Raw genomic sequence first — 26,148 nt, forward strand, 5'->3', positions numbered from 1 at the left:
ATTGCCGAAGGCGCGCAACAGCCCTCGCAAGCACACGCGGGGAGCTCAACGGAACACGTTCACCGCCTCCACCAGGCGCGTGGCCTGAATGCGCAGACCTTCCGCCGCTGACGCGCTCTGCCCAACCAGCGTGGCGTTTTCCTGCGTGACCTGATCCAGATGGTTGACCGCCTGGCTGACTTGCGTGATGCCGTCGGTCTGCTGCGCGGTGGCCAGGCTGATATCGGCAATCATGGCCGAGACCTTCTTGACCTGATCGACGATGTCCTCCATGGTCTTGCCGGCCTGGTCGACCAGCCGGGAGCCCGAGTTCACCTTGTCGACGCTGGTACCGATCAGTTCCTTGATCTCCTTGGCCGCGCCGGCACTGCGCTGCGCGAGGGCACGCACCTCGCCCGCCACCACGGCAAAACCACGGCCCTGCTCACCGGCGCGCGCCGCTTCCACGGCAGCATTGAGTGCCAGGATGTTGGTCTGGAAGGCAATGCTGTCGATCACACCGATGATGTCGGCAATCTGCTTGGCGCTCTGCGAGATGGCGCTCATCGTGGCCACCACCTCTTCCATGGCGCGCCCACCGTTGAGCGCGGCCTGTGTGGCCGCACCAGAGAGCGTATTGGCCTGCCCCGCCGTTTCTGCATTGCTGGCCACCGTGGCGGTCATCTGCGTCATCGAGCTGGAAGTTTCTTCCAGGCTGGCGGCGGCCTGTTCAGTGCGGATGTTGATGTCGCCGTTGCCCTTGGCGATCTCCTGACTGGCTGACTGCACGTTGACCACCTGTTCGGCCACATCATCGATCAGCCAGCGGAACATCAGGCCAAGCTGGCTGATGGAGCGCAACGTCATGCCGATTTCGTCCACGCGGTCTGCGATGGCGACTTTCCGGCTCTCACCGGAGGCCACACTCAGGGCCAACTCCTGGAGCTTTTCGAGCGGCGTGGCAATCTGCACCTTCAACGACAGCGAGGCGAGCGTCAACGCAACCAATACCGCCCCCGCAAAGCCGCCCAGCGCCGCGCCGGACAAGCCGAGCGCCCATGCAGCCGCGATCAGGGTCGGAAGCAGCGACAGGAAGGTCAGGCGGATACGCCAGCGCACTGGCATCACCTGGAAGATCGAGCGCCAGGCCATCCACCCGGTCCGCACGATCAGCCCTTTGTGAAATTTGCGACTGCCGGCCTTACCGGTGCGGAAATCCTTATAGAGCGCCTCGGCAGCGGCGATTTCCTCGCGCGTGGGCTTGGTCCGCACCGACATGTAGCCGCTCGCCCGGCCGTTGCGCACCACCGGCGTGGCGTTGGCGCGCACCCAATAGTGGTCGCCATTCTTGCGGCGGTTCTTGACCAGCGCCGTCCAGGGCTGCCCGGCTTTGAGCGTGGCCCACATGTCGCCAAAGGCTTCCGGCGGCATGTCGGGGTGGCGAACGATGTTGTGCGGCTGGCCTTCGATCTCCTCTCGGGAAAAACCGCTGACCTCGACAAACGCCGCGTTCGCGTAGGCGATGTAGCTCTGTGTGTCGGTGGTCGACATGAGCGTGGCGTTGTCGGGGAACTCGTATTCGCGCTGGGTGACCGGTTCATTGACACGCATGGCAGGGCTTCTCCTTGATGATTTGCTTTACAAACGCATCTTCGGCAGAAATCTGAACTTATTAAGTGGAAAATCCTCCCTCCTTTCGGAGGGCGATGGCCATCATAAGGGTTAATCTCCGTAGAAACCCCGGGATGAGAGTGTGTTTTCTCTATCGCAATCCGATACACCATCCGAAACCCGATGCGCGGGCCTGGATCAGCTCACAATCTGGCTCGTAGCCTAGCATATGACTTTTTATAATCCCCTATCTGCAGTAATTGGCGAAGCAAAATTTGAGAAACCACACCCGCATCCAAGATGGTTTCATTCTGCCATTCAAATAAATAACCTTTGATAATTACTCATCTGAGTTAATTTATGACAATTTTCGGCTCGACCGCCATGTCAACGCAAAAAGCCATACGTTTGCTTGATATAAAATCTCACATCAATATTCTTTGAAACACGACGGCAAACGGAGAGGCTGTCCACCCGGCCTGCAGCCTGCCGTGAGATTTGCCTCAGGAGGGTGCCGCGACAGCGCGCCGCATTGTGCAGGTGCACAAGACGGCTAAACTTTCAGAAATTCCTGAAAATTGAGAAAGATCAAAACCATGCAACTTTCTCCCTTGAAACAGCGCTTCGTCTTGCACTTTGGCGAGATGGGCAGCCGCTGGGGCATCAACCGCACGGTCGGGCAGATCTACGCCCTGCTCTATGCCGCACGTGAACCGATCAACGCGGACGAGATTGCCGAGGCGCTGGGCTTCTCGCGCTCGAACGTGAGCATCGGGCTGAAGGAGCTGGAGTCGTGGAAGCTGGTGCGGCTCTCGCACAAGCCGGGCGACCGGCGCGAGTACTTCTCGGCCCCCGACGACATCTGGACCATCTTCCGCACGCTGGCCGAAGAACGCCGCAAGCGCGAGATCGACCCCACGCTCTCGCTGCTGCGCGACGTGATGCTCGAATCCCCCACCGACCCGGATGACCGCCACGCCCAGGCGCGCATGAAAGAGATGTATCAGCTCATCACGCTCATGACCAACTGGTTTGACGACGTGCAGAAGCTGGACGCCGAATCCCTGCAGCAGCTCATGAAGATGGGCGCCAAGGTGCACAAGCTGCTGGAAATGAAGAACAAGCTGGCCGTCGTCGTTGGCGGCAAATCGAAGTAGCCCGCCCCGAGAAGTCTCATGTCACTTGATCCCGTTGTCCTGGCGCGCATTCAGTTCGGCGCCAACATCACCTTCCACATCCTCTTTCCCACCATCAGCATTGCGCTGGCGTGGGTGCTGCTGTTCTTCAAGCTGCGCTATCGCAAGACCGGCGATGAGGCCTGGATGGCTGCGTACCGTCTGTGGGTGAAGGTCTTTGCGTTGACCTTCGCGCTGGGCGTGGTGTCCGGCGTGACGATGAGCTTTCAGTTCGGCACCAACTGGCCGGGCTATATGAATACCGTCGGCAACATCGCCGGGCCGCTGCTGGCGTATGAGGTGCTGACCGCGTTCTTTCTGGAGGCGAGCTTCCTCGGCATCATGCTGTTCGGCACGGGCCGCGTGAGCCAGCGCGTTCACACGCTGGCGACGTTCCTCGTGGCGCTGGGCACCACCATCTCGGTGTTCTGGATCATCGCGCTCAACTCGTGGATGCAGACGCCCACCGGCTACGTGATGATCGACGGCCGCGCGCATCCGCAAAGCTGGCTGGCGATCATCTTCAACCCGTCGTTTCCGTACCGGTTCACGCACATGCTGCTGGCTTCGGGGTTGACGGTGTCGTTCCTGCTGGCGGGGCTTTCCGCATATCGCTGGCTGCGCAACGACCGTGGCGCCGACGTGCGTGCTGCCCTCAAGACGGGCGTGGTGCTGGCTGCCATGTTGATCCCCCTGCAGATTGCCGCAGGGGATGCACACGGCCTGAACACGCTGGAGCACCAGCCGGCCAAGCTGGCCGCCATGGAAGGCATCTGGCAGACCGAGCGTGGCGTGCCCGCCGTGCTGTTCGGCATTCCAGATATAGCCACGCGCAGCAACCGCTTCGAAGTTGCGGTGCCCAAGCTCGCATCGCTATATCTGACGCACTCGCTCGATGGTGAAGTCAAGGGGCTGGACCAGTTCGACCAGCACCCACCCGTGCTGCCAGTGTTCTTCGCCTTCCGCCTGATGGTCGGCGTGGGGCTGCTGATGCTGGCCGTGTCGTGGGCAAGCGCCTGGCGCTTGCGCCGTGGCGGTGAGCTGCCGCGCTGGCTGGCCCGCGCCCTCGTGGCGATGACGTTCTCCGGTTGGGTGGCCGTGGTCGCCGGCTGGTACGTGACGGAGATCGGTCGCCAGCCGTGGCTCGTCTACGGCGTGCTGACCACCGCGCAGGCCGCCTCCACCGTGCCCGCACAAATGATCGGCAGCACGCTGGCGATGTACCTCGCGTTGTACGCCTTCCTCATCGCCTCGTATATCGGCGTGGTGTTCTACCTGGCCCGCAAGGCCGGCGGCGCCATCGACCCGACTGACGCCGACATTCCGGCCAAGCACAGCCCCCAACCTTCCGCCCCCGTTGCGAGCCACGCATGAGCACCATTCCTGACCTCACCCAACCCGCCGGCTGGCTGCCGGTGGTCTTCATGGCCCTGATGGGCATTGCCGTGCTGGCCTACGTGGTGCTGGACGGTTACGACCTCGGCGTCGGCATCCTGCTGCGCCGCGCCGACGACGCCGAGAAGGACACCATGATCGCCTCCATCGGCCCATTCTGGGATGCGAACGAAACGTGGCTGGTGCTTGGCGTTGGCCTGCTGCTGGTGGCGTTTCCGGCTGCGCACGGCGAAATCCTGGGTGCGCTGTATCTGCCCGTCGCCATCATGCTGTTCGGGCTGATGCTGCGGGGCGTGGCATTCGACTTTCGCGTCAAGGCGCGCGCACACCACAAGCCGTGGTGGAACCGCGCGTTCTATGCGGGTTCGGTCATCGCCACGGCAGCGCAGGGCCTGATGCTGGGGCTGTACATCACCGGCTTCCAGTACGACACGGCCAACATCATCTTTGCGATCTGTACGGCGGGCGGGCTGATTGCCGGCTACCTGCTGCTGGGCGCCACGTGGCTCATCATGAAGACCGAAGGCGCGCTGCAGTTGCGCGCGGTGCAGTGGGCGCGCGGCAGCCTGTGGTTCACAGCGCTGGGCGTGGCCGCAGTGTCGCTCGCCACACCGTGGGTCAGCACGCGCGTGTTCGACAAGTGGTTTGCCTTGCCCAACATCATCCTGCTGGCACCCGTGCCGCTGGTGACGATCGTGCTGTTCGGCCTGATCGACTGGGTGCTGCGCCGCCTGCCACAGCAGATTGCCAAGGGCGATGAACACCTGATCTGGGCGCCTTTTGTGGGCACCGGCGCGATCTTCCTGCTGGCCTTCAACGGCCTGGCCTACAGCCTGTTCCCGTATCTGGTGGTGGACCGGCTCGACATCTGGCAGGCTGCCAGCGCACCGGAATCGCTCGAATTCATGCTGGTGGGCGTGGCCATCGTGCTGCCGACCATCGTGGGCTACACGATCTACTCGTACAAGGTGTTTCACGGCAAGGCGACGGAGCTGCGGTACTACTGAGATTGACGACACCGCGCGCGCACCTTTAGGCTCACAGCCTTTCTCGCCTGCCCGCACATGCCATGATCACCTGCTACCTCCGCTACATCGTCAACCCGGCCCGGCTTGTTGAATTCGAGACGTACGGCAAGATGTGGATTCCGCTGGTCGAGAAATTCGGTGGCAGGCACCACGGCTACTTTCTGCCGTCCGAAGGCGCAAACAACGTCGCGCTGGCCTTGTTCTCGTTCCCGAGCCTCGCGGCATACGAGGTCTATCGAGAGCAGTCGAAAACCGACCCCGCCTGCATCGCCGCCTTCCAATATGCCGACGAAACTGGCTGCATCGTCAGCTACGAGCGCAGCTTCTTTCGCCCTGTCTTTTCGTAATCCATTCACGCACGCATGCAGCACATCCTGCTTTATTCCGACTCGCTCTCCTGGGGCATCGTCCCGGGCACGCGCCAGCGCCTGCCTTTTGCTGAGCGCTGGGCCGGTGTGATGGAGGTCGCGCTGCTTGCACAAGGCTACGCCGTGCGTGTTATCGAAGACTGCCTCAACGGGCGCACCACCACACTGGATGACCCGGTCCGCCCCGGGCGCAGTGGCCTGCAGGCGCTCGCGCAGCGCATCGAAATGCATTCGCCGCTCACCCTCGTCATCCTGATGCTGGGCACCAACGACTTTCAGGCGATCTTTCAGCAATGCGCCCACGATGCCGCGCAAGGGATTGCCCAACTGGTCGCGGCCATCCGACAAGCCCCCATCGAGCCCGGCATGCCAGTACCGCCCGTGCTGATCGTGGTACCACCGCTCATACGCATTCCGGCCGGTGCCATGGCTGCGAAATTTGCGGGCGCTGCCGACAAGGCTGCCGGCCTCACGCAGGCGTATCAGGACGTGGCAGAAGGGTTGGGTTGCGCGCTGTTTGATGCGAACACCGTCACCGGCGCCAGCCGTGTTGACGGCATCCATCTGGATGCGGACCAACATCTCGCGCTCGGCAAGGCGATGGCACAAACGGTGCAGCCTTGGCTCCGGCAACAAGACGTTGGCAACACCGCCTAGTCCGCACGCCAGGCAGCCGCGCCGGCGTGGCAAGTTCCAGCCCTAGGCCTGCGGCTTACGCTGCGACAGCACCCACAACATCGCCCCAACGGCTTCCGCCTGCGAGCGTGTGCAGGTCTTCTCGAAGATGGCACGCAATTGCGAACGCACCGTCGACAGTGCAACACCGGCGGCAGCAGCGTATTCGTCGGGTGTCTTGCCGGCGATCAGCGCCTCGCCCACCGCCGCTTCCGCCGCCGACAGGCCGAATGCCTGCCGCAACTGGCCTGCCGTCACCAGCCCATCCGCACCACGCCGGCGCGCCGTGATCATCAGCGCTGCGTCACCAAACGCCGTCTGTGCCGCATTGGCGGGCAACAGCGAGATGCCGAGGAAGATCTCATGCGCCGCGCCCAGCGCGGGCCGCACGGCAAAGCTCTCGCCTTTGCGGGTTTTCGCCACGCGCGCCAGCACCGTCTGCAAAACGTCGTTGTCGGCAGCGAGTGCGGCACTCAGACGGCCGTGCTCCAGCCGCAGGCAGGTGGATGTGCGCAGCATGGCCTCGGCTTCCGAGTTGGCGAACAGCACGCGCCTGTCGCGCCCCAGCGCAAACACCGCCAGGCCGAGTTGCTGCATCAGTTCCGTGCCAAGCGCCGCATCGCGGTGCAGCACGCGCGTGTCCTGCCAGAGGTTGATCGTGCGCTGCAGATGGCCCGTCATGCTCGCCGCGTTGAAGCGGTCTTCCTCTGAGAAAGGCGTGCGCCCGTGTGCACGGAGCATGCCGAGCAGGATGTCGCCGGAGCCCGGACGCTCCAGGCGCACGCCCGTCAGATAGCGAAAACCCGCCGGTATCTGGTAGTCCTGGAAGAACTCGCTGCGTTCGACGTAAGCGTCGGACAGGTAGTCCTGGCAGAAGACGAACTCCCTCACGTTTGCACGCGCAACAACGCTGCGTCGCGGGTCGAACGCGCCGTAGTACTGGTCGTAGCGGGCGATGACATCGTCCCACCCCCTACCTGGGGAGTAAGTCGAAAGTTGGGGGGCGTTGCGAACAGCGTCCCAACTGAACATGTGGAAGACATTCGCGCCGAGCGCTTCGGTTACCTCGTGAAACGTTTCGAGAAAACCGTCCTGCGTGACAGCGGCCTCATACAGGTCGCCGATGAGCTGGTCTTTGAGCAAGCGTCCCTCCCCCGAAGGATGGCTGTCTGGCCATGACGCCCGTCGTGCTCGCCATGATGGTCGGCACCGGGCATGTTGTGTGTGCAAACCTAACACGTGTGCCCGCACATCGGGATCGTTCATTTGGTGCGGGCTTTCCTCCAAATGAAGGATGCCGGCCATTACGCACCCTTCGAGAATCTGTGTGCAGAACAACCTCGCCGCATGTACGGCGAACCCACAACGATCCGGGAGGACCTCATGAAACTCACCCCTATTGCACTTGCACTGGCCACGCTTGCCCTGTCCGCCTGCGGCGGTGGCGATTCGGGCAACAGCACCCCTACTGACACGACACCCGGCGGTGGCTCGCCCAAGACGCTGACCGTCAGCGGTGTGGCGGCCACCGGCGCCGCCATGCAAGGCGCCACGGTCACGCTGATGGACGCTACCGGCAAATCGGTCAATTGCCCGGCCAATGCCACGTCAGGGGCCTTCCAGTGCGACGTCACGGGCCTCAGTGCGCCGTTCGTACTGTCGGCCTCGGGCAATGTGGCGGACTCTCAGGCCACGCTCATCGCGCTGTCCGCCAGCGCCGGCACGCAGACGATCAACATCACGCCCATCACCAACGCCATTGCCGCCACCATCGTGGGTGACAACCCCAGCAAGCTGCTGGGCAACACCGGTCTGCTGCAGAGCAAGGTGACGGCATCGGCCGTGTCCAGCACGGTTGCCGCTTATTCGGCTGCACTGGCCGACCTGCTGGCGGCCACGGGCAACACGGGCGCAGACCTGATCTCCGGCCCACTGACAGCTGGCGCGCCCGGGCTCGATCGACTGCTCGATCAGGTGAAAGTGAACGTGCTGCCGGACGGCAGCGTGCAGATCAGCTCGGTGGCGGGCGCGTCGAGTGACACCCCCGCGCAACTGACGCTGGCCCCGGGCGTAGCCCCGCAGTCAGGCGATAAGGCCAGCCTTCCGAGCGTGGCAACCATCGGCGGCGCGCCCGTCTCCAGCTTGCCGACGGCCAGCGACCTGGCCGCGCTGCAGAGCGCGCTCAACCAGTGCTTTGCCGGCTCCACGGGCGCCGGACGCACGGGCGGCAGCGTACCGGTCTGCGGCCAGATCTTCGTGGATGACGTGGCCAGCGGCGCGCGCATCAGCGGCGTGCCTTCTGCCTACCTGAACAACGGCATGACCGCCGACAAGGAGTTCGGCCCGGCAACCGGCGGCGGTACCCCCGGCCTGTTTGCCGACGACGCGATGAACAACGCCAGCTTCAGCCTGCCGGAGATCATCCGCGTGGCATCCAGCAGCGGCGATACGCTGTGGGTCAAGCTCGCCTGGACCCGCGCCGATGGCCTGCGCGACGGCATGCAGCAGCATGTGCAGGTGGCCGTGCAAGCCGCCTCGCGCGCCAGCGGCGACAACGGCTGGCGCATCGTCGGCAACCAGCGCGCCGTGCTCACAAAGGTCAACGCCAATGCGCAGAAGTGGGACTGGCTGAACAGCGCCACCGCAATGACCGGCACCAACGCGTTTGTCGACTCGATGAACATGCAGGTTGGGAGCGTGGATGCAGGCGGCACACCGGTCGACTTTGCAATCGTCACCGGCCCGGGCCTGCGCAACGGGGTGTTCCTGCAGCCGTCTTCCGGCACATGCGACACGCTGAACATCCGCGCCCAGGTTGGCGCAGGCCAGACGGTCGCGCAGCTTGCCGCGCTGCCCAAGCAAAGCGCCTGCCGCAACAACTTCCGCCTCGCCGGTGTGGCACAAGACCCCGCCAACCAGGGCGTATTCACGTGGCCTGGCGACGCGCCGCGCAACAACACCGCATGGGCCAAACCGCAGTTGAGTGCATCAGAGCTGGCAACCATCACGCCGTTCAGCGCCTACACGATCGACATCTATCAGAACGGCAACCCGGCCACGAGCACGCCGTCCGTACGCACGCACAGCTATACGGTGCGGCTGCGCACGCCGTCGCCATCGCCCACAGCACTGCGCCAGTACACGTGGCAGGACATTTCACAGGCCACGCGCGACATCCTCACCCCCGGCACGGCATCGACGTTTGCGGGCGGCGCCTCCCTGCCGGTCACGTGGACGACCAAGGCAGGCGTGCCGTTCGTGAAGCGCGTCAACGTGCAGATTCGCTCCACGATGTCGGGCCAATCAACGGTGTTCGTGAATGGTGTGGGCCGTGCCTCGCCGGCGGCGCCGGGTACCACGCTCACGGTCAACGTGCCGGGTGACCAGGGGGTGGCCTTCCCGGCAGTAGTGGGCTGGACGGGCACCACAGACATGTCGTTCACCAACATGTCGTGGGCGGATCCTATTGACCTGAACTTCACCACGTCGGTCGAGTACGACCGCTAAAGCAGAGCACACACGGGGAAAGCGCGGTGATCCGGCCCGCAGGGTTGACTGCCTTGCGGGCCGCGATCAACCGACCGTCGCCTCAAACACGCGCCGGTAATTGCCACCAAGAATCTGCCCCACCTCTGCCTGCGTGAAGCCCGTCTGCAACAACGCAGCGGCCAGCGCGGGCAACTGCTTGTAGCTGGTGAACACCGGTGGCTTGATGAAGCCAAGCATGTCGGTACCCAGCCCCACATGCGCCACGCCCACCACATCGGCCATGCGCTTGATGCCCATCGCCATGGCATCAAGGCTGGGGAAATCCGCCGCATTGGGCCATACGCCAATCACGCCGCCCGTGTCCGCCACGGCACGCGCATGGTCGGCCGAAATCAAACGGCTGCGCGCCCTGGGTGATCCGGAGAGCGCTGTATGCGACAGCACCAGCGGCTTGGTGGTGGTCGCCGCTGCCCGCTTGACGAGGTCATACGTGCCGTGCGCGACGTCCACCACGATGCCCAGCGTGTTGCAACGTCTCACCACCTCTGCGCCAAAGTCCGTCAGGCCGCCATGCACGGGGGGCTCGGTCTGGATGTCGCCAAGCTCGTTCACGCGGTAGTGCGTGAGCTGCAGGTGCCGCAGACAATGCTGTGTGTAGGCTTCGTCCACGCGCTCGATGCGGCCCTCCAGAAAGTCCGCCCCTTCTGACGCGATGATGACACTCGGTCCCTGCGTGCTCATGGCCGCCAGCGATGCAGCATCCGTCACCACGTGCAGTTGTTCTTTGTCGATCAAGCGCTGGGCACGCGCAAACTCGGTCAGGCCAAGCTGGTACAACTCGCCGGGCTCCGGCGTACGGAAGGCCTCGAAGCGGCTGCCGCTGGCCGCCACGTGCACGGCAGTGGTATCGGTGACGATGGCCAGGCAGATGATGTGCATGCCGCCCGTTCGCATCGGTTCAGCAACGGGCAGGAAGGGCCGGTTGGCGCCCAACTTGGGATCACGCGAGACGGTCACGCGGCCGGCATGACTGTGGATGTCGATCGTGAGTGCGCCGGGCGGCGGCGTCCACGCGGTGTCCGCCCCGGCCTCGCCTTCGGTGTAGTTGGCGAAGCGGCCGGGTGCGCAAGCCGCCAACCCCAACGCGGCGCCGGCAGCCAGGAACACGCGACGGCTCACGCGTGCCGACTGGGCCGACGGTTGAGCTGCAGTCGGTGCGGCTGCCACCAGTTGATAGCGCCAACCAGCCGGATCATCCTGCAAGCGCCGCAGACGGCCGCGCAGGCGAACGGCGTCATCATCCATGCGCACCGGCTGCGCGGCGAACACCTCGATGCTCGTCGCCGGACTGCGTGGCACGCAGCCACCACAGCAAGGCGCGTCTGCCGAGAGCAGAAAGTAGCTTGCCGACTGCGCTGCCGCATCGAGCGGCATCGCCCAACCTTCAATCTCAACGATGGTGTCGTGCAAGGCATCCGCCCCACGTGTCTCGATGAGGGTCCAGTCGATCGGCATATGCACTCCGCAGGGTTGGGCAGCGGTATTGTGCGTGCGATCTCACCCGGCTGCCAGCGCGCCTGCCTACACTGCGTTACGCGCCACCGCGAAAGCACGAATACCCCCACGGCGTCATCTTGAACGGCAGGTGGTAGTGCTGCGCCACGTCGTCGAGCCCGAACCGGTAGGGCACCGTCTCCAAAAAGGGCGTGGCGGGCAAGGCGATACCGGCCTGCCGGTAGTAGTCACCCACATCGAAGGTCGCCTCATACACGCCGGCCACGCACTGCGCCGCCAGCGCATCCAGCTCGCGCAACGTGCCCGTCGGGCCGATGCGCCCGGCGGCCAGCAGCACGCGTTCGTTGCCGACAAGCCGTTCGATGCGTACCGCCAGCCCCTGCGCAACCACGCCGCGCGACACGTCCACCACATGAATCGAGATGCCGGGCACGGCGGTCACTTCCAGAAGCCGGTGTGCGAGCGGGCGGCCTCGTCTTCGATCAACGGGCCGTGCACCTCAATCTGCCGCTGCCCGCGCACGAACACCTCGCGGCACGGCAACGAGAACGTCGGGTTCTCAGGGTGGTCTCCGGTCAGCACCAGCAAGTGATGCTCCGACAGCGCGTAGACCACACGGCCGACGTTGCACCAGTAGATGGCGCCCGAGCACATGCAGCAGGGCTCGGCGCTGGTGTACAGCGTGCAGCGCGCCAGTTGTTCGGGCGACAGCACCTTGGCAGCGGCAGCCGCAGCGGCCAGCTCGGCGTGTTGTGTGGGGTCGCCTTCGGGCGGCATGGAGTTGTTGCCGGCCGTGGCGATCACGTTGCCGTGCTCGTCAGCCACCAACGCGCCGAACGGGTGACGGCCGCGCTGGCGCGCATCGTCGGCAAGCTGAATCGCCTGGCGCAGCAGCGCCATGTCGCGGTCGATCAGTTGGGGTTGGGCGTCGCGTGCGGTCATGGTGAGGTCCTTGGTGTCAGCGTTGTATGGAATGGGAATCAGTGGAGTTCAGCGCCGGCGGCCGGGCTGGTCACATCGGCGGTGTGCGGCGTGGGCTCGCGATTGAGCAGCAGGTTGAGCACGATGGCGGTCAGCGCCCCCAGGAAGATGCCGCTGTCGAGCACCAGCTTGAGCGGCCCGTGCACATGCTCGAACAGCGCCGGAAACGACATGGGCAGCACCCCCACGCTCACGGACACGGCCACCACGATGGCGTTTCGCGTGCCCTCAAAGCGCACCCGCGACAGCTCCTGGATGCCCGCCACCGTGGTCATGCCAAACATGACGATGGCGCAACCGCCGAGCACCGGCCGCGGCACACAGGCGATCAGCGCACCCAGCTTCGGGAACAGCCCCATCAACACCATGATGGCGCCCGCGGATGCCACCACAAAGCGGCTCTTCACGTTGGACAGTGCGATCAGGCCCGTATTCTGCGTAAAGGCGTTGTACGGGAAGCTATTGAAGACGCCACCCAGCATGGTCGACAGGCCATCCGCGCGGAAGGCATTACCCAGCGTCTGCTGCGTCGATGGCCGGCCGATGATGGTGCCGATGGCCAGCACGTTGCCGGTGGTCTCCGCCATAATGACGAGCATCGCCAGCGTCATCACCAGCACGGGCGTAAGCGCAAAACTCGGCAGGCCGAATGCAAACGGCGGGCTGATCTCGAACCAGTTGGCCCGGCCCACTTCGGCAAAATGCGTCAGCCCGAAGCAAGCGGCCAGCGCCGTCCCCGCCACCAGCCCGATCAGCACCGACAGGTTGCCCACGAAGCCGGTAAAGCGCGCGTAGACACACAGCGTGATCACCACCGTGGCAAGCCCGAGCAGCAGATTGGGCAGGCTGCCGAAACTGCCATCCGCCGGGTTGCCGCCGCCCAGCCAGATGGCTGCCGCCGGCATGAGTGACACACCGATGATGGTGATCAGGCTGCCGATCACCACCGGCGGGAAGAACCGCAGCAGCCGGCTGAAGACCGGCGCAATGGCGATGGTCAGCGCGCCGCTGGCGATCACGGCGCCAAACACGTGCTCCAGCCCGTATTGCTTGCCGATCATGATCATCGGCGCAATGGCGATGAACGAGCAGCCCTGGATGAGCGGCAGACGCGCGCCGAACTTCCACACCCCCAAAGTCTGGATCAGGGTGGCGATGCCGGACGTCAGCAGGTTGGCGTTGATCAAGGTCACCATCTGCTGTTGGGTCAGACCCAGCGCGCTGCCCAGGATCAGGGGCACGGCCACCGCGCCCGCATACATCACGAGCACGTGCTGCAGCCCGTAACTGAGTAGCTGCCGCAGCGGCAGGACTTCATCCACCGGATGCACCGGCTGTGGGGTCTTCATATCGTTGTCTCCATCCACTTGTGTCGGTTTGTCCGGCGAGGCGTTCTTTGCGACGCTGCAACCGGCAGCGCATAATCCACCGCACAAATCGATATAAGAAGTTAGAAACCATCGATTTTTTAGATACATAGATCCCCCGGGAGACACCGTGCGTTATTCGCTCGATCAGCTGGAGACCTTTTCCACCATTGCGCATGCCGGATCGTTTTCGGCCGCAGCACGGCGGCTGGGCAAGACGCAATCGACCGTCAGCACAGCCATTGCCAATCTGGAGATCGACCTGGGGGTGGCGCTGTTCGACCGCAGCAGCCGCTCACCCACGCTCACAGAGGCCGGCCAGCGCCTGCTGCTCGAAGCCGAGCTGGTGCTGGAGCGCTGCGCCTCGCTCGAAGCACACGCGCAAGCCCTGGGCGACACCATCGAACGCACGCTCACACTGGCGATCGAGATTCCCGCCAGCGCGCTGACCGAACCGCTGAGCGCGTTTGCCACCACCTTTCCGCATGTCGACCTGGACATCCGCCACCCTTTCCACGGCGATGTCACGACACTGGTGCGTGACGGCAGCGTGGATTTCGGTATCGGCTTCTCGCAGCCGCACTACACGCGGGACCTCGCATTCAGACAGTTGGGCAAGCTGATCCTCGTGCACGTCGTCAGCCGTGATCACCCGCTGGCACGCGAGACCACGGTGGATTTCGGCACGCTGCGCCAGCACCGGCGGCTCGCCTTCAGCGCGCACAGCAACACGCTGCCGAGCACCGAGTATCTGGAATCGACACAGGAGTGGAAGGCGGAGAACTACCTCGTTCTGTTGGAAATGATGCGCGCGGGTCTGGGCTGGACCACGCTGCCGCGCCAACTCGTGCGCGACGGCATCGCGCGCGGCGAGTTTGTCGAACTGCAGCTCACCGCCTATCCGCATACCGATTGGCTGGTCGGCGTGGACCTGATCTGGGCACAGTCACGCGTGATGGGCCGCGCCGGCGCATGGCTGATGGACTGCCTGGCACGTCACAAGGTGTTCGAACTGGACCGCAGCGGGCATCCCACGACGCTGTAGTGCCCGCGCAGTCCTGGCGCATTTCGCGCTACCCTTACGCCCTCACTGCCTGCCGCACACTCGCTGTCTCCGCTTCATGCCCACTCTGCAACACGTCGACCTGCGCACCGACCCCGCCGCCCGCCCCTTCGTCAAGGACGAGACCGTTCAGGTCGATTTCGCCGCGCAGCCTGGCGAACTGATGAGCCTCGAAGGCCCCAACCGCTATGCGCCAGGCGATGCACTCATCACCGGTTCAACGGGTGGCCGCTGGGTGGTCTCGCGCGAGCGTTTCGATGCCAAGTACTTGCCGGCCGACGCATCGCTCGCGCACGGCCAAGCCGGCGCATACCGCAATCGCCCGAGCGTGGTGCTGGCCAAGCAGATGAACGCCCCCTTCTCGATGGCCCGCTCCGAAGCGGGCGACGTGCTGCATGGCCAAACCGGAGACTGGGTCCTGCAATACGCCCCCGGCGACTACGGCGTCGTGCAGGCGCAGCGCTTCGCCAAGGTGTATCGCCCGGCCTAAAGCGCTGCTTGCACCACCAGCACCATCCGCACCGCTACTGCGCAGTCTGCTGGCGCTCCACCTCGTGGTGCTTCATCTCCAGATAATCCTGTCGGTCCAGTTCGTGTAACTGACGCGGGTATTGCTCCGTGGCGCTGAACCATGTGTTAAGCCGCTGCTGCAGGCGCTTGTCCGGCGGCGCAGACAGCGCCTTCAGATACGCGTCAATGGCAAGGTAATAGCGCATCGTGTTGCGCTCAAGCAGACCACGCACACCGCCCACGTATTCGGGCTCCGCACCCGAGGATTGCGCTGTCTTGGTAAAGCCGACCTTGCCGCTGCCCACGGTGGCAAGGTACGTGCGCATGGCCAGTCGGCCGGCGGCGCCATAGCCGTAGGCGTAGGTCAGATGCAGAAAGGTGTGATTAGCGACGCCCGGCTCGGGAATGGCCTCCAGCATGATGTGGTAGTCCCGGGTGCTGAGCGGGCCGGAGTCCGCGCTGAGTTCGACACGAAAGTAATCCGCATTGCTCACAACTGGGTGATAGCTGAACTCAAGCCGGTAGCTACTGGAAAGCGATTCTTCCACCTTGCGGCCCAGGTTCACGTCGAGCACGCTGCCGCTGGCGCCCTGCGTGGCATGGCAGTACTTGATGTTCAGATGCAGGATCAGCACGTCGCACCAATTGGCGGCGCCGTGCTCCCGGTCGTCCATCGCGCCCTTGACGGTGGCGAATGGATAGTCGAGCACGCTGTAGATGTCGCTCTTGAGCCTGTCTGGCGCCTCGGTGGATTCAAGCGCCAGCGGGCGGTGGAACGCGTTGTCGGTCAATTGCGGTGCGAGGCTCTGGTACCTGTCGCGCAAGGCTTGGGCGCCTTCCGCCGCCCACACTTGCGCGCAGAGGCCAACGGCCATCAGCAAACCAAGGAACCGGCAAAACAAGACGGGGAAATGGGGTCTGGTGTGCATGGCGTTCTCGTCGGGCGTGAGTTGCATTCTAGGAGACGCGGGAGCAACAAACGATCCACGCACCCCCGGCGCATCATGCGGCGTTCCGTCATCACGGCGGAGGCGATCTGCTCGGTAAAATGAGGACATCCTCCTCCCACGCCATCCGGCACCATGCCCTCCCCGCTTGCAACACTGCGCGAACGCATCGCCAACCAGGTCCGTGGCCTGACGCGCGCCACCGGCGGCCTCACGCTCGACATTGCCTCGCCCCCCGGCGACCCTGGCCTGTTCGGCCCCGATGCCGTCTGCTGGCAAGTCCACGCCGACTTCCCCTCGATGATGGCGGGTGGCATCAGCGCGCTGCTGCTACAGGCGCTGCATCCGCGCGCACTCGCCGGCGTGTGGGACCACTCCAACTTCCGTGAAGACCTGCAGGGGCGCCTGGGCCGCACCGCGCAATTCGTGGCCGGCACCACCTACGGTAGCCGGCACGATGCGCTCAACCTGATTGAACACGTCAAGGTCATCCACAGCCGCATCCAGGGCATTGCCCCCGATGGGCGCCCCTATTCCGCCAACGATCCAGATCTGCTCACCTGGGTGCACGTGGCGGAAATGTCGAGCTTCCTGGCAGGCTACCTGCGCTATGTGGATGGCAGTCTGAGCGGCGCCAATCAAGACCGCTACTTTGCGGAGACCGCGTTGATTGCCGAGCTGCTGGGCGCCGCCGACGTGCCGAAATCACGCGCGGCGGTACAGACTTACTTGAATGCGATGCGCGCGGAGCTGGTGGCGAGCGATCGCACACGCGCCGTGGTGGAAGTCTTGATGACATGGCAGGCACCGCGGCCAGGGCTGCAACCGGCGGTGCGCGTTTTTCTCGACGCCGGCATCCAGTTGTTGCCGCCGTGGGCCATGCAGATGCTGCAACTCGAGCGGCCGCCGTTGCGCGCCGCCTTCAGCGCGGCCGCCATGCGTACCGTGGCGCCAACGCTGCGCTGGGCGCTGCACGACGGCAGCGTCGCGCGCCGTGCCCGGCGCCGTGCCCTCGCACCGAGCGTGTCGTAGCGATCAATCCACCACGGCGTGCGCGACCGACACCTTGCCGCGCAGCGCCTTCTCCTCAAGCCGCACGAGCAACAGCGGCGCAACGAGCGACACAGCCGCAGCAAAGAAGAACAGATGGCGGAACGCTGTCTCGCCCTCGCGTTGCAAGGCTTGCGCGTTGGCACTGTTGCTGGCGAGCGCCGCATGGAACAGGTCCATCAGCAGATCTCCACCGGCCGCCACCTGCGCCTCGGGCGCAGCCTGACGCAGCAGCGCGATCAGCACCGACGTCAACACCGCCACGCCCACCGCGCCGCCCAGCAGGCGCGAGAACGCCGTGAGCGCCGTGGCCAGCCCCACAGTTTCCGGCGGGACAGCGTTCTGCGTTGCGACCAGCCCGGTCGGGAACTGCACGCCGATTGCCAGGCCCAGCACGATCATCGCCAAGGTCAGTGGCAACACGCTGTGCGGATCCAGCAGACCCAGCGACGCCACCGCAAACGGCACCACGCAGGCGCCAGCGATCATCAACGGCCTGTAGCGGCCGCTGTGCGTCATCCACTTGCCGGCAAGGAAGGCCCCGAGCGGAATCGACAGCGTGAGCGGCACCAGGCGCAGTGCAGCAGCATCCGGGCTGGCGCCCGCCACCATCTGAAAGCGCAGCGGCATCAGCACCGAGGTGGCGATCAGTTGGAAGAAGCACAGGAACAGCGCCAGGCAGCAGATCGTGACCGTGCGGACACGGAACATCGACAGCGGAATGATCGGCTCGGCCGCGCGGTTTTCCTGCCAGACGAACGCGCCCAGCACCACCACCGCACCCACCAGCAGGCCCAGGTTGTCGGGCTGCATGAGCGGCACGCCCTGACCCACACGCGTGATCATGACCAGCAGCGCGGTCAGCCCCACGGCAAACAGCACGACACCCGGCACGTCGATCGGGCGACGCTGATGCGCCACCGGCAGGTGCCGCAGCGCGCGGCGCACCACCACCAGCGCGACGAGCCCCAGCGGCAGGTTGATCCAGAAGATCCAGCGCCACGACAGATAGTGCGTCAGGTAACCGCCGATCACCGGGCCGGCCAGACTGGCCATGGCCCACATGCCGCTCACGTAGCCCTGGTAGCGGCCGCGCTCGCGCAGCGGCACCACGTCGGCAATGGTGGCCTGTGCCACCGAGATCAGCCCACCGCCGCCCAGCCCCTGCAGCACGCGCGCCACCAGCAGCATCGGCATGCTGGTCGCCAGCGCACACGCCACCGAGGCCAGCACGAACAGCGCAATGGCCGTCGTCAGCATGGCGCGGCGGCCGTATAGGTCACTGAGTTTTCCGTAGATGGGCGTAACCACGGTGGAGGCCACGAGGTAGGCCGACACCAGCCACGCCATCAGCGCAAAACCGTTGAACTCCCCCGCAATGACGGGCAATGCCACCGCAACAATCGTTTGCTCCAGTGCGCCCAGCAGGATGGCAAGCATCAAGCCGCTCATCACCACCATCACCGGAATCTCGGGCACCGGCGGCGCGTCGAGCGAGGCGGCCGACGGCGTCGGCACGGTATCGGGGGTGGGCGGTTCGAGGTTCGGGCGGGAAGACATGAGAAGGCGCGTGAGCAGACCATACGGCGTCACGCAAAGGCAGGAGCGAGACCGGTGATGATACTGCTGATCCGAATTCGTTGCAGCGTCAACGATTGAGATTGACGTCGTCGTTCTCGTAGCAGCGGGTGAGCACTTTCTCGGTTAACGGGGGCATTTCTGCGGCCAACAGTTCAATAAATGCACGCACCGCCGGCACCAGCCCGCGCCGCGACGGAAACACCGCATGAAACTGATGCGTTTGCAGCTTGTAGTCGGCCAGCAATTGCACGAGCCGGCCTTCTTGCAGCGCTTCAGCACACACGTTGTACGGCAGCCGCCCCACCCCCACGCCGCCGATGGCGCTCAGACCGAGCAGGCGCAGGTCGTCTGTGGCGAGCACGGGTTGGCATTCGATCTCGACAGCCGCTCCATCCGGCGCGGTCAGGCGCCAGCGTGATCGTTCACCGCCGAGGGTCCCCAGCCACAGTCCGGCTACGCCGTGCAGTGATTCCGGAGTGTCGAACGGCCCGTGTTCGGCCACAAATTCGGGGCTGGCGACCAGCACCTGGTCGCTCACGCCAAAGGTCCGCACGATCAGGTTGGAATCGTCCAGCGTCGAGCGCACGCGCAAGGCCACGTCATACCCCTCGCCAATCACATCCACCCGGCGGTTGGTCACGTCCAGCTCCAGGCGCACATCCGGATGGGCGCGCAGGAATCTCGGGATCACCGGTGCCAGGAACAGGCTCGACACACCCACGGGGCAACTCACGCGCAATCGGCCGGAGGGCTTCTCGCCTGCGTGCTCGGCCACTTCAAGGGCGGCGCGGGCGGCCTGGGTCATGGTCTCGCAATGCGCATAGAACGCCGAGCCGACATCGGTGACGTGCACGGCACGTGTTGAACGCTGCAGCAGCCGCACGCCCAACCGCGCCTCCAGATCGGCCACGCGGCGGCTCACGCGCGACTTGGGAATCCCCAACGCCCGCGCAGCGCCGGAAAAGCTGCCGTGCGTCACCACACTGGCAAACAGGACGAGGTCGTTCAGGTCTTCCATGGCTGTTCTCCGAGATCCGTGTGCATTGTCCCACCCATAGAACGATGTGTGCCGATTCGACCCACTACTGGAACTTGGTGCGCCGCACTATCTTTGCAGCAACCCACCTTTTTCTTGGAGAGACACCATGCAAGTCCTTCACATCGATTCCAGCATCCTCGGCGACGCTTCGGCCTCGCGCATCCTGACCGCCGCCATCGTCGACGAGCTGCGCCGTGAAAACCCCGACGCCATCGTCGCTCGCCGCGACCTGGCCGTGGACGCCATCCCCCACCTGGACGGCGCCATTGCCGCAGGCTTCCGAGCCACCGGCAGCGACGATTTTGACGACGCCACCCGCGCCGAACACGCCCGCTCGGAAGCGCTGGTCAACGAACTGCTCGCCAGCAACGTGATCGTGGTTGGCGCCCCGATGTACAACTTCTCGGTGCCGAGCCAGCTCAAGGCCTGGGTTGATCGCGTGGCGCAAGCCGGCCGCACCTTCAAGTACACGGAAAAGGGCCCCGCTGGCCTGGCCGGCGGCAAGAAGGTGATCGTCGCATCGACGCGCGGCGGTGTGTATTCGACCGGCCCGGCCGCTGGCTTGGACTTCCAGGAAGCCTATCTGAAGGCGGTGTTCGGCTTCTTCGGCATTACCGATGTGCAATTCGTGCGCGCTGAAGGTCTGGCCATGGGCCCGGATGCCCGCACCCAAGCCATGGAAGCCGCGCACACCGCGATGCGCGATGTGGTAAACCAGGCCGTGGCGGCCTAAGCGAAATCCACCGCGACGCAACGGGACGCGTCGCCCAGGATTCGCTCAAACGCCAAACGGGCGCCTGCAGCAATGCGGCGCCCGTTCTTCATGGGCAGGTGAAAAAACGAAAAGCGGAATCGCCTGCAGACTATTCGTCGCGATGCTCGCGCGCCTGATGCAGGGCTTCCAGGGTGCGACGCGTACGCAGCTTGCGCCACATCACCGGCACGACAATCGCCGTGGCGATCAGGCAGGGCACAGCCCAGGCAACGGTGGATTCCAGAAAAGTCGTCATGATGCGTTCCCCCCAGCACATATTGCCGACGCGCTCGGTCAGGTTGGTGCGCGTCGCGTAGTCCCCGCAGGACGTCGTTGCGCCCTGACATGTCTCTATGAACAGCTATCGGCGCCGGGCTCTCGGACTTGAATGCCCAACGTTTGCTGTTTGGTGTATTTCCTTCCTATCACGGCGATCTGTCAATAGATTGCCGATAAGTTTGTAGAACATTGTGGCGCATCCCTGACAGGCCCCGTCGGCCTCACGCGCCCCCTGTCGCCCGGCAGCGGCTCCACGGTCTGTTCGCAAAGGTAACGGCAAATTACGCTGACCAATGCGCAAGCGCAGCAAGGGCTGCACAAGCCGTCAATTGCCAGCCCGGGCATCGCAGTTTTTCTTACAAACGGTAAAGCGCGGTTGCGAGACGTTTCCATAGAGTGAGGCCAAGCCCAACAACACACCCGGAGCCTCATCATGAAACGCACCATCGCCCTGCTCATTCTTGCCGCTGCCGCAGCTTCCTCACTGAGTGCATGCGTCGTGGTGCCGGCAGGTGGCTATTACGACCACCCGCACTATCGCCCGTACTACCGCGGCTATTGATCGCTTGGGTAACGCGCCCGGCTGATCAGTCGCCGGCGTCGGCGCTGCCGGCTTGCTCGTTCTCAGCGGGGGACTGCTGCGCGCGGCCCTCCGCAAACGCCTTGCGGATCAGCGCGCCGCATGCCGCGCTGCGCACGTAGGCGCGCGGGGCGAGCGTCTCGCGCGCAATCATGCCGTAGTAGCGCTTGTCGGCGGTCACCCACGGATAGAAGCCAAACGCGCCGGGCGAGCTGTACGCACGATCGCCGCCGGGCTGATCTTCGATCCAGTAGTTGAGAGCGTAGTGCCACGGCAGCGCGGCGGGCGTGCTCACGGCGGTCGGGCAACTGCCGGGCTCGGTACACACGGCATGCTGGCCGAGCATCTTGCCAAGCAGGTAATCGCCCCGAATCAACCGGCGCAGGAACTGCCCGTACGCAGCGGGTGTGGCGATCATGCCGCCAGCCGGTTCCGGCGCCAGGTACTTGATGCCAAGCGGCTTGTCGGCATCCCGCATGCCGGGCGTGTGGCCAAGCTCGCGATCCAGCTCATCGCTGAGCGTAGCGGCATCAGCACTGCCCAAGCCGAGGTCGACCAACAGCTTCTGGTCATGACCGCCGTTGTAGCTGAACCGGCCGACGTGGCCCGGCGTAAACGCATCGTTGCGCCCGCGGCGGAAACAGCTCTGCACCGTATCGTTGCGATTGCAGAGGAACGGGTTGAGCGCGTCGTAGCCCGAACGCATGGTGAGCGCTTCGACCTCTGCCTGCGTGAGCTTGCCGCGCGTGCGCTCGACCACGTAGGCGCCGAATACCCATTTGGAGGCGGACGCCAGCCGCACCGTCTTGTTGGCGCCAATGCGCTGGCCCTGCTGGCCGTGCATGAGCACGCCGCCAGCATCGCCGATTTCCCAGTAGTAGTCGCCCAGGCGCTGGCAATTGCCGGCGTGCGCCAGCGTCGATTCAACGGCGGCACGGCGCATTGCCAGGCTGGGTTCCTGCGCATGCACCGCCCCCGTCACTCCAGCAACTCCGACCGCCCCCACGGCTGCCAGCACGGCGGCCGAACGTCGACCAAGCCCTGCCAGCGCCCGAGGCTTCCGGGCGCGTTTTGCTTCCGTCATGTGTGGTTTCCTGCTTTTTATGATGTTTCCTAGCCGCCAGCACTCTACCGCGTGTTGGTGGCGTTTCCCACCTCGTGACGTTGCCATCGCACTGCAACATCCGAATCCGGGAAAAAGGGCTCGACTCTAGTCGCCCCACCTTGCGGGATGATTGTCTGGTTTGCCTGAAGCACGTTTGAAGCGTAAGCGTTTGCGCGCTGATTTAATCGTGTTTTGGACTATGGAAAACCCTTTCATATTCGCTCCCCCAATATGTCCTAGATCGCATAGACGTGAGCCGAATGGAGTAGAGAAATCATGCCAAGGCGCACTAGCGCTCCGCGTAGAGTGTCCTAGAATGCAACCGAAGAAAAGCAGAATTAAATAAAACTAAATTCACAGGAAAGATACGGCTGTCGGGAGCAAGCCATGGGAACGACGAAACGGGGAAGCGCGGGACTGTCGGCCCGCTTGGGGTGGGAACGTCACACTGCCGGTTCACAGGTAATCGTGCAGTTCATTCCAACGCGACGACGATTGTTTCAAACGTCGCGTATTCTGCCGACACGCATTCCGGTTGTCTTACTCTGGCTGCTGATCACTTCAGTCGCGATCGGTATTGGTCGCATGCTTCTGCAGCGATTTTGGTGACCAAAACAATATTGAAGAGAATGTGTACGGGGAAGGTCGCAGCGCGAGAGCAAAACCGTAGTCAACACCGAATTGACAGACCGCATAACGGCACCGAGGGATAGTCCGACCCGATTCACTGGGTCAATTGCATCCGGATGGGATTTGCATCTGGAGCATCGTCTTCCCTCCTTTCGGAAACCACGCTCCCGCATGTGATCAATGCGCCGCGAAAGCGGCATGTGGAGCACGCCGCCCAAACAGCGTGCTTGATCATTGGGGGGAGCATCATGAACATCTCGTTCACCGGTAAGACTTTCAGGTCTGTGGGGGACCTGTTCTTCCAAGCCATCGTCGACGGCAAGGTCGTGAGCTGTTTTGTCACGTCAGAAGCACTGTCGTTGTGCGATTGCGCGCATCAAAAAGCCACCGCCGAAGACGTCTATCGCAGCTACCGCGACTGGATCGAGCAGGCCGCATCGGATTTGATCCGTGCGGGTGCGCTCGCACCGGTGATCGTGCGCGGCCGCGATCTGGCGGCCTCGCGTGCATCGCTGCCGCATGGCGGTGTGCCGGCGTACGACCTGGATCGCGCACGTCAGCTGCGTCTGGTCCCGCGTTCGTCGCGCTAGACACCCGTCTCACACCCAACAAGACATGCGGCCTCGGGGGGCCGCATGTTTGTCTGCACGGGGTGAAAAGGCGTCGGTATCAATCCGCTGGAAAATCGTCTTCCCAGTATTCCTGGGGGTTGCGGCCTATTTCAGCGCGGGTGGCTTCGCGCAGGCGTAATTCGACGCGCCGGATTTTGCCCGAGATGGTTTTGGGTAACTCGGCAAACTCGATGCGCCGCACGCGTTTGTAAGAAGCCAGCCGGCTTTGGCAGAAGCGCAGGATGTCGCGCGCCAGTTCGGGCCCGGGCTCGTGTCCGGCGCGCAGTACCAGGAAGGCTTTCGGCACGGCCAGGCGCACCGGGTCGGGGCTCGGCACGACGGCGGCTTCGGCAATGGCGGGATGCTCGATCAGCACGCTTTCCAGCTCGAACGGGCTCACGCGGTAGTCCGATGCCTTGAACACGTCGTCGGCGCGGCCAACGTACGTGAGGTAGCCGCTGGCATCGCGCGCGGCAATGTCGGAGGTGTGATACACGCCGCCGCGCATGGCCTCGGCCGTTTTTTCGGCGTTGCCGGCATAGCCTTCCATCAACCCCGTCGGGCGTGATTTCAATTCTATGCAGATCTCTCCTTCCTCGGCCTCGTTGCCATCGGGATCGCGCAGGGTGATCTGATAACCCGGCAGCGGCCGGCCCATGGAGCCGGGCTTAACCGACTGCCCCGGGCTGTTGCCGACCTGGCATGTGGTTTCGGTCTGGCCATAGCCGTCGCGGATGGTGATGCCCCAAGCTGCGCGTACACGCTCGATCACCTCGGGGTTGAGCGGCTCGCCTGCACCGACAAGTTCACGCAATGCGGGCTTCCAGGCGGCCAGGTCCTCCTGAATCAGCATGCGCCATACGGTGGGCGGTGCGCACAGCGTGGTCACCTTGGCACGGCACAGCACGTCGAGCGCGGTCTTGGGTTCGAAGCGTGCGTAGTTGTAGATGAAGATCGTGGCGCCGGCATTCCACGGCGCGAAGAAACAGCTCCATGCATGCTTGGCCCAGCCTGGCGAGCTGATGTTCCAGTGCACGTCGCCCGGCGCCAAGCCGATCCAGTACAGCGTGGAAAGGTGCCCGACCGGATAGCTCGCGTGCGTGTGCATCACCAGCTTGGGTTTAGAGGTGGTGCCGGAGGTGAAATAGAGCAGCAGCGGATCGCTCGCCTGCGTTGGCACATCGGGCGTGAACGCGGGCGAGGCACCGTACGCATCCTCAAAGTGGTGCCAGCCCGCAGGCGCCTTGTCGGTGCCGACGACGATGCGTGTAAAGTTGCCCGACACGGCATCGAGCTTGGCACAATCCGCCCCGCCCACGATCACGTGCCGCACATCACCCATGGCGATGCGCTCGCGCAGGTCTTCAGCCGTCAACAGCGTGGTGGCAGGGATGATGACAGCGCCGATCTTCATGCTGGCGAGCATCACATCCCACAGCCCTGGCACGTTGCCGAGCATGAGCAGGATGCGGTCCCCACGCTGCACACCCAGCGCGCGCAAATGGTTGGCTACACGTGCAGAACGCTCGGCCATCTGCGCAAACGACAGGCGTGTTTCGTTGCCCTGGTCATCGAGCACCCAGAGGGCGATCGCGTCGTTGCCGTGCGCCATGGCGTCAAAGTAATCGAGCGCCCAATTGAAGCGATCCAGCGCCGGCCATGCGAAGTCGCGCACGGCGGTGTCGTAATCCTCACGGTGCGCGAGCAGAAAATCGCGGCACCGCAGGAATGCATCCAGCGAGGTCATGCCAGTCTCCTGTAGTTGGATTGCGCGCCTCGTGTGGGCACTTCTGTCCGGGCGCTCTGAAAACGCACCAGCAACTGCCACCCCAACTTATAGGAGGAAATGCCCCGCCAGACCAGCCCGGAATCACCCGAGCCGCATGTTCATTGGCTCATTGCGAGCGTGGCGGAAAGCGCAGAAAACGGCCGCCGCCCAGGCTCAGCCATGCCCATGCCGTGGCCGCAGCCACCGCGCACAGCACAGCGACCCATTGTGCGCAGACCAGCATCAACTCGATCGCATCCGACATGCCCGGCAGGATCTGCGGCCACGCTGGCTCGAGCCAGCCGTCGGCACCGAACCATGCACCGCGCCCGGCGCCCGTCGCCAGCTCCACCGCCAGCAGCGCCGCATTGACAGCCGCGAACGCCATGCCGCTGTGCGTCAGCACGCGGCTGAACACCGGCAGTTCATACAGGGGCTTGAGATGCTGGATATGCCGCGTCAGCGTCCATGCGCAGACGATCAGCAGTGCGACGCTCAGGGCCGCCATGGGCGCCGGGCTGCGCAGGCAGACGCCCAGCGCGATCCAGGCCAGCGCGTTGATCTCGTGGCGCCGATAGATGCGCAGTGCACGGGCGGCGTGCAGCAGGCCAATCGGGGGAACACCGGCAGAAGCCATGATGCGCTCCA

The 26,148-nt window shown here is 64.3% G+C and carries 25 protein-coding genes; 12 read left to right on the forward strand and 13 right to left on the reverse strand.

Translation table 11 applies throughout. The features are described 5' to 3' along the window. Positions 1-45 precede the first annotated feature (45 nt). On the reverse strand, positions 46-1,590 hold the full coding sequence (locus ACS13N_RS18705) for a methyl-accepting chemotaxis protein (RefSeq protein ID WP_438933119.1): 1,545 nt from the start codon (positions 1,588-1,590) through the stop codon (positions 46-48). Between the two features lie 596 nt (positions 1,591-2,186). On the opposite strand from ACS13N_RS18705, the gene ACS13N_RS18710 reads away from it, so the two are divergent. The 5 genes from ACS13N_RS18710 to ACS13N_RS18730 all read left to right on the forward strand — a co-directional run bounded on the left by ACS13N_RS18710 (position 2,187) and on the right by ACS13N_RS18730 (position 6,213). Beyond that, complete coding sequence (locus ACS13N_RS18710; RefSeq protein ID WP_004627541.1) at positions 2,187-2,747, forward strand: GbsR/MarR family transcriptional regulator; 561 nt, start codon at positions 2,187-2,189, stop codon at positions 2,745-2,747. 18 nt (positions 2,748-2,765) lie between these two features. After that, the gene (locus tag ACS13N_RS18715) at positions 2,766-4,139 is read left to right on the forward strand and encodes a cytochrome ubiquinol oxidase subunit I (RefSeq protein ID WP_438933120.1); all 1,374 of its coding nucleotides are present in this window, start codon (positions 2,766-2,768) and stop codon (positions 4,137-4,139) included. Further along, positions 4,136-5,167, forward strand: a complete 1,032-nt coding sequence (locus tag ACS13N_RS18720) for a cytochrome d ubiquinol oxidase subunit II (protein WP_438933121.1) — start codon at positions 4,136-4,138, stop codon at positions 5,165-5,167. The genes ACS13N_RS18715 and ACS13N_RS18720 overlap by 4 nt, the downstream gene beginning before the upstream one ends. A 62-nt stretch (positions 5,168-5,229) precedes the next feature. After that, entirely contained in the window at positions 5,230-5,535 is a 306-nt protein-coding gene (locus ACS13N_RS18725) for an NIPSNAP family protein (protein WP_438933122.1), read from the forward strand. Between the two features lie 15 nt (positions 5,536-5,550). After that, positions 5,551-6,213: an SGNH/GDSL hydrolase family protein gene (locus ACS13N_RS18730; protein ID WP_438933123.1), complete on the forward strand. Its 663-nt coding sequence runs from the start codon at positions 5,551-5,553 to the stop codon at positions 6,211-6,213. 42 nt (positions 6,214-6,255) lie between these two features. Here the strand turns inward: ACS13N_RS18730 and ACS13N_RS18735 are convergent, their stop codons facing one another. Beyond that, positions 6,256-7,374, reverse strand: coding sequence for a helix-turn-helix transcriptional regulator (locus tag ACS13N_RS18735; protein WP_438933124.1), 1,119 nt, complete (start codon positions 7,372-7,374; stop codon positions 6,256-6,258). A gap of 240 nt (positions 7,375-7,614) precedes the next feature. On the opposite strand from ACS13N_RS18735, the gene ACS13N_RS18740 reads away from it, so the two are divergent. Then, positions 7,615-9,738, forward strand: coding sequence for a hypothetical protein (locus ACS13N_RS18740; RefSeq protein ID WP_438933125.1), 2,124 nt, complete (start codon positions 7,615-7,617; stop codon positions 9,736-9,738). Between the two features lie 66 nt (positions 9,739-9,804). On the opposite strand, the gene ACS13N_RS18745 is transcribed toward ACS13N_RS18740, so the two are convergent. The 4 genes from ACS13N_RS18745 to ACS13N_RS18760 all read right to left on the reverse strand — a co-directional run bounded on the left by ACS13N_RS18745 (position 9,805) and on the right by ACS13N_RS18760 (position 13,565). After that, positions 9,805-11,235, reverse strand: a complete 1,431-nt coding sequence (locus ACS13N_RS18745; protein ID WP_438933126.1) for a dipeptidase — start codon at positions 11,233-11,235, stop codon at positions 9,805-9,807. A gap of 76 nt (positions 11,236-11,311) precedes the next feature. After that, positions 11,312-11,677 carry a hydroxyisourate hydrolase gene (locus ACS13N_RS18750; protein WP_438933127.1) on the reverse strand — a complete coding sequence of 122 codons (366 nt, stop codon included), beginning with the start codon at positions 11,675-11,677 and terminating at the stop codon, positions 11,312-11,314. Beyond that, positions 11,674-12,177: a nucleoside deaminase gene (locus ACS13N_RS18755; RefSeq protein ID WP_438933128.1), complete on the reverse strand. Its 504-nt coding sequence runs from the start codon at positions 12,175-12,177 to the stop codon at positions 11,674-11,676. The genes ACS13N_RS18750 and ACS13N_RS18755 overlap by 4 nt, the downstream gene beginning before the upstream one ends. A gap of 38 nt (positions 12,178-12,215) precedes the next feature. Beyond that, the gene (locus tag ACS13N_RS18760; protein ID WP_438933129.1) at positions 12,216-13,565 is read right to left on the reverse strand and encodes a nucleobase:cation symporter-2 family protein; all 1,350 of its coding nucleotides are present in this window, start codon (positions 13,563-13,565) and stop codon (positions 12,216-12,218) included. 148 nt (positions 13,566-13,713) lie between these two features. On the opposite strand from ACS13N_RS18760, the gene ACS13N_RS18765 reads away from it, so the two are divergent. Continuing rightward, a complete protein-coding gene (locus tag ACS13N_RS18765) occupies positions 13,714-14,628 on the forward strand; it encodes a LysR family transcriptional regulator (RefSeq protein ID WP_438933130.1) in 915 nt (304 codons plus the stop codon). Positions 14,629-14,704: 76 nt separating this feature from the next. Beyond that, positions 14,705-15,136, forward strand: coding sequence for a PGDYG domain-containing protein (locus ACS13N_RS18770; RefSeq protein ID WP_438933131.1), 432 nt, complete (start codon positions 14,705-14,707; stop codon positions 15,134-15,136). Between the two features lie 34 nt (positions 15,137-15,170). Here ACS13N_RS18770 and ACS13N_RS18775 read toward each other — a convergent pair whose 3' ends face one another. Continuing rightward, positions 15,171-16,031, reverse strand: coding sequence for a hypothetical protein (locus ACS13N_RS18775; RefSeq protein WP_438933132.1), 861 nt, complete (start codon positions 16,029-16,031; stop codon positions 15,171-15,173). Positions 16,032-16,238: 207 nt separating this feature from the next. On the opposite strand from ACS13N_RS18775, the gene ACS13N_RS18780 reads away from it, so the two are divergent. Continuing rightward, complete coding sequence (locus ACS13N_RS18780) at positions 16,239-17,135, forward strand: oxygenase MpaB family protein (RefSeq protein ID WP_438933133.1); 897 nt, start codon at positions 16,239-16,241, stop codon at positions 17,133-17,135. A 3-nt stretch (positions 17,136-17,138) separates the two neighbouring features. On the opposite strand, the gene ACS13N_RS18785 is transcribed toward ACS13N_RS18780, so the two are convergent. Together ACS13N_RS18785 and ACS13N_RS18790 are read right to left on the reverse strand one after the other, a co-directional pair. After that, positions 17,139-18,713, reverse strand: a complete 1,575-nt coding sequence (locus ACS13N_RS18785; protein ID WP_438933134.1) for an MDR family MFS transporter — start codon at positions 18,711-18,713, stop codon at positions 17,139-17,141. Positions 18,714-18,801: 88 nt separating this feature from the next. After that, a complete protein-coding gene (locus tag ACS13N_RS18790; protein WP_438933135.1) occupies positions 18,802-19,752 on the reverse strand; it encodes a LysR family transcriptional regulator in 951 nt (316 codons plus the stop codon). Positions 19,753-19,879: 127 nt separating this feature from the next. Here ACS13N_RS18790 and ACS13N_RS18795 point away from each other — a divergent pair, with 127 nt between their 5' ends. Beyond that, entirely contained in the window at positions 19,880-20,506 is a 627-nt protein-coding gene (locus tag ACS13N_RS18795; RefSeq protein WP_438933136.1) for an FMN-dependent NADH-azoreductase, read from the forward strand. 130 nt (positions 20,507-20,636) lie between these two features. Here ACS13N_RS18795 and ACS13N_RS18800 read toward each other — a convergent pair whose 3' ends face one another. Then, the gene (locus ACS13N_RS18800) at positions 20,637-20,783 is read right to left on the reverse strand and encodes a hypothetical protein (RefSeq protein WP_438933137.1); all 147 of its coding nucleotides are present in this window, start codon (positions 20,781-20,783) and stop codon (positions 20,637-20,639) included. 456 nt (positions 20,784-21,239) lie between these two features. On the opposite strand from ACS13N_RS18800, the gene ACS13N_RS18805 reads away from it, so the two are divergent. Further along, positions 21,240-21,368: a hypothetical protein gene (locus ACS13N_RS18805; protein ID WP_438933138.1), complete on the forward strand. Its 129-nt coding sequence runs from the start codon at positions 21,240-21,242 to the stop codon at positions 21,366-21,368. 25 nt (positions 21,369-21,393) lie between these two features. Here ACS13N_RS18805 and ACS13N_RS18810 read toward each other — a convergent pair whose 3' ends face one another. Next, complete coding sequence (locus ACS13N_RS18810) at positions 21,394-22,470, reverse strand: hypothetical protein (RefSeq protein WP_438933139.1); 1,077 nt, start codon at positions 22,468-22,470, stop codon at positions 21,394-21,396. 899 nt (positions 22,471-23,369) lie between these two features. Between ACS13N_RS18810 and ACS13N_RS18815 the strand changes: the two genes are divergently transcribed. Further along, positions 23,370-23,711 carry a DUF1488 family protein gene (locus ACS13N_RS18815; RefSeq protein WP_031328709.1) on the forward strand — a complete coding sequence of 114 codons (342 nt, stop codon included), beginning with the start codon at positions 23,370-23,372 and terminating at the stop codon, positions 23,709-23,711. A 79-nt stretch (positions 23,712-23,790) separates the two neighbouring features. Here ACS13N_RS18815 and ACS13N_RS18820 read toward each other — a convergent pair whose 3' ends face one another. Both ACS13N_RS18820 and ACS13N_RS18825 read right to left on the reverse strand, forming a co-directional pair. Beyond that, positions 23,791-25,479, reverse strand: a complete 1,689-nt coding sequence (locus ACS13N_RS18820; protein WP_438933140.1) for an AMP-binding protein — start codon at positions 25,477-25,479, stop codon at positions 23,791-23,793. A 148-nt stretch (positions 25,480-25,627) separates the two neighbouring features. Continuing rightward, on the reverse strand, positions 25,628-26,137 hold the full coding sequence (locus ACS13N_RS18825) for a hypothetical protein (RefSeq protein ID WP_438933141.1): 510 nt from the start codon (positions 26,135-26,137) through the stop codon (positions 25,628-25,630). Positions 26,138-26,148 lie beyond the last annotated feature (11 nt).

This window comes from Ralstonia sp. 24A2 (genome assembly GCF_051783885.1).
GTDB lineage: Bacteria > Pseudomonadota > Gammaproteobacteria > Burkholderiales > Burkholderiaceae > Ralstonia.

Excerpts from the sequence above, each read along its gene's own strand:
- ACS13N_RS18820 (WP_438933140.1), bottom strand. The coding sequence starts at position 25,479 with ATGACCTCGCTGGATGCATTCCTGCGGTGCCGCGATTTTCTGCTCGCG.
- ACS13N_RS18785 (WP_438933134.1), bottom strand. The coding sequence starts at position 18,713 with ATGTCTTCCCGCCCGAACCTCGAACCGCCCACCCCCGATACCGTGCCG.
- ACS13N_RS18725 (WP_438933122.1), top strand. The coding sequence starts at position 5,230 with ATGATCACCTGCTACCTCCGCTACATCGTCAACCCGGCCCGGCTTGTT.
- ACS13N_RS18755 (WP_438933128.1), bottom strand. The coding sequence starts at position 12,177 with ATGACCGCACGCGACGCCCAACCCCAACTGATCGACCGCGACATGGCG.
- ACS13N_RS18710 (WP_004627541.1), top strand. The coding sequence starts at position 2,187 with ATGCAACTTTCTCCCTTGAAACAGCGCTTCGTCTTGCACTTTGGCGAG.
- ACS13N_RS18780 (WP_438933133.1), top strand. The coding sequence starts at position 16,239 with ATGCCCTCCCCGCTTGCAACACTGCGCGAACGCATCGCCAACCAGGTC.
- ACS13N_RS18795 (WP_438933136.1), top strand. The coding sequence starts at position 19,880 with ATGCAAGTCCTTCACATCGATTCCAGCATCCTCGGCGACGCTTCGGCC.
- ACS13N_RS18740 (WP_438933125.1), top strand. The coding sequence starts at position 7,615 with ATGAAACTCACCCCTATTGCACTTGCACTGGCCACGCTTGCCCTGTCC.
- ACS13N_RS18705 (WP_438933119.1), bottom strand. The coding sequence starts at position 1,590 with ATGCGTGTCAATGAACCGGTCACCCAGCGCGAATACGAGTTCCCCGAC.
- ACS13N_RS18770 (WP_438933131.1), top strand. The coding sequence starts at position 14,705 with ATGCCCACTCTGCAACACGTCGACCTGCGCACCGACCCCGCCGCCCGC.
- ACS13N_RS18790 (WP_438933135.1), bottom strand. The coding sequence starts at position 19,752 with ATGGAAGACCTGAACGACCTCGTCCTGTTTGCCAGTGTGGTGACGCAC.
- ACS13N_RS18745 (WP_438933126.1), bottom strand. The coding sequence starts at position 11,235 with ATGCCGATCGACTGGACCCTCATCGAGACACGTGGGGCGGATGCCTTG.
- ACS13N_RS18775 (WP_438933132.1), bottom strand. The coding sequence starts at position 16,031 with ATGGCCGTTGGCCTCTGCGCGCAAGTGTGGGCGGCGGAAGGCGCCCAA.
- ACS13N_RS18800 (WP_438933137.1), bottom strand. The coding sequence starts at position 20,783 with ATGACGACTTTTCTGGAATCCACCGTTGCCTGGGCTGTGCCCTGCCTG.
- ACS13N_RS18810 (WP_438933139.1), bottom strand. The coding sequence starts at position 22,470 with ATGACGGAAGCAAAACGCGCCCGGAAGCCTCGGGCGCTGGCAGGGCTT.
- ACS13N_RS18825 (WP_438933141.1), bottom strand. The coding sequence starts at position 26,137 with ATGGCTTCTGCCGGTGTTCCCCCGATTGGCCTGCTGCACGCCGCCCGT.
- ACS13N_RS18805 (WP_438933138.1), top strand. The coding sequence starts at position 21,240 with ATGAAACGCACCATCGCCCTGCTCATTCTTGCCGCTGCCGCAGCTTCC.
- ACS13N_RS18760 (WP_438933129.1), bottom strand. The coding sequence starts at position 13,565 with ATGAAGACCCCACAGCCGGTGCATCCGGTGGATGAAGTCCTGCCGCTG.
- ACS13N_RS18720 (WP_438933121.1), top strand. The coding sequence starts at position 4,136 with ATGAGCACCATTCCTGACCTCACCCAACCCGCCGGCTGGCTGCCGGTG.
- ACS13N_RS18715 (WP_438933120.1), top strand. The coding sequence starts at position 2,766 with ATGTCACTTGATCCCGTTGTCCTGGCGCGCATTCAGTTCGGCGCCAAC.
- ACS13N_RS18815 (WP_031328709.1), top strand. The coding sequence starts at position 23,370 with ATGAACATCTCGTTCACCGGTAAGACTTTCAGGTCTGTGGGGGACCTG.
- ACS13N_RS18730 (WP_438933123.1), top strand. The coding sequence starts at position 5,551 with ATGCAGCACATCCTGCTTTATTCCGACTCGCTCTCCTGGGGCATCGTC.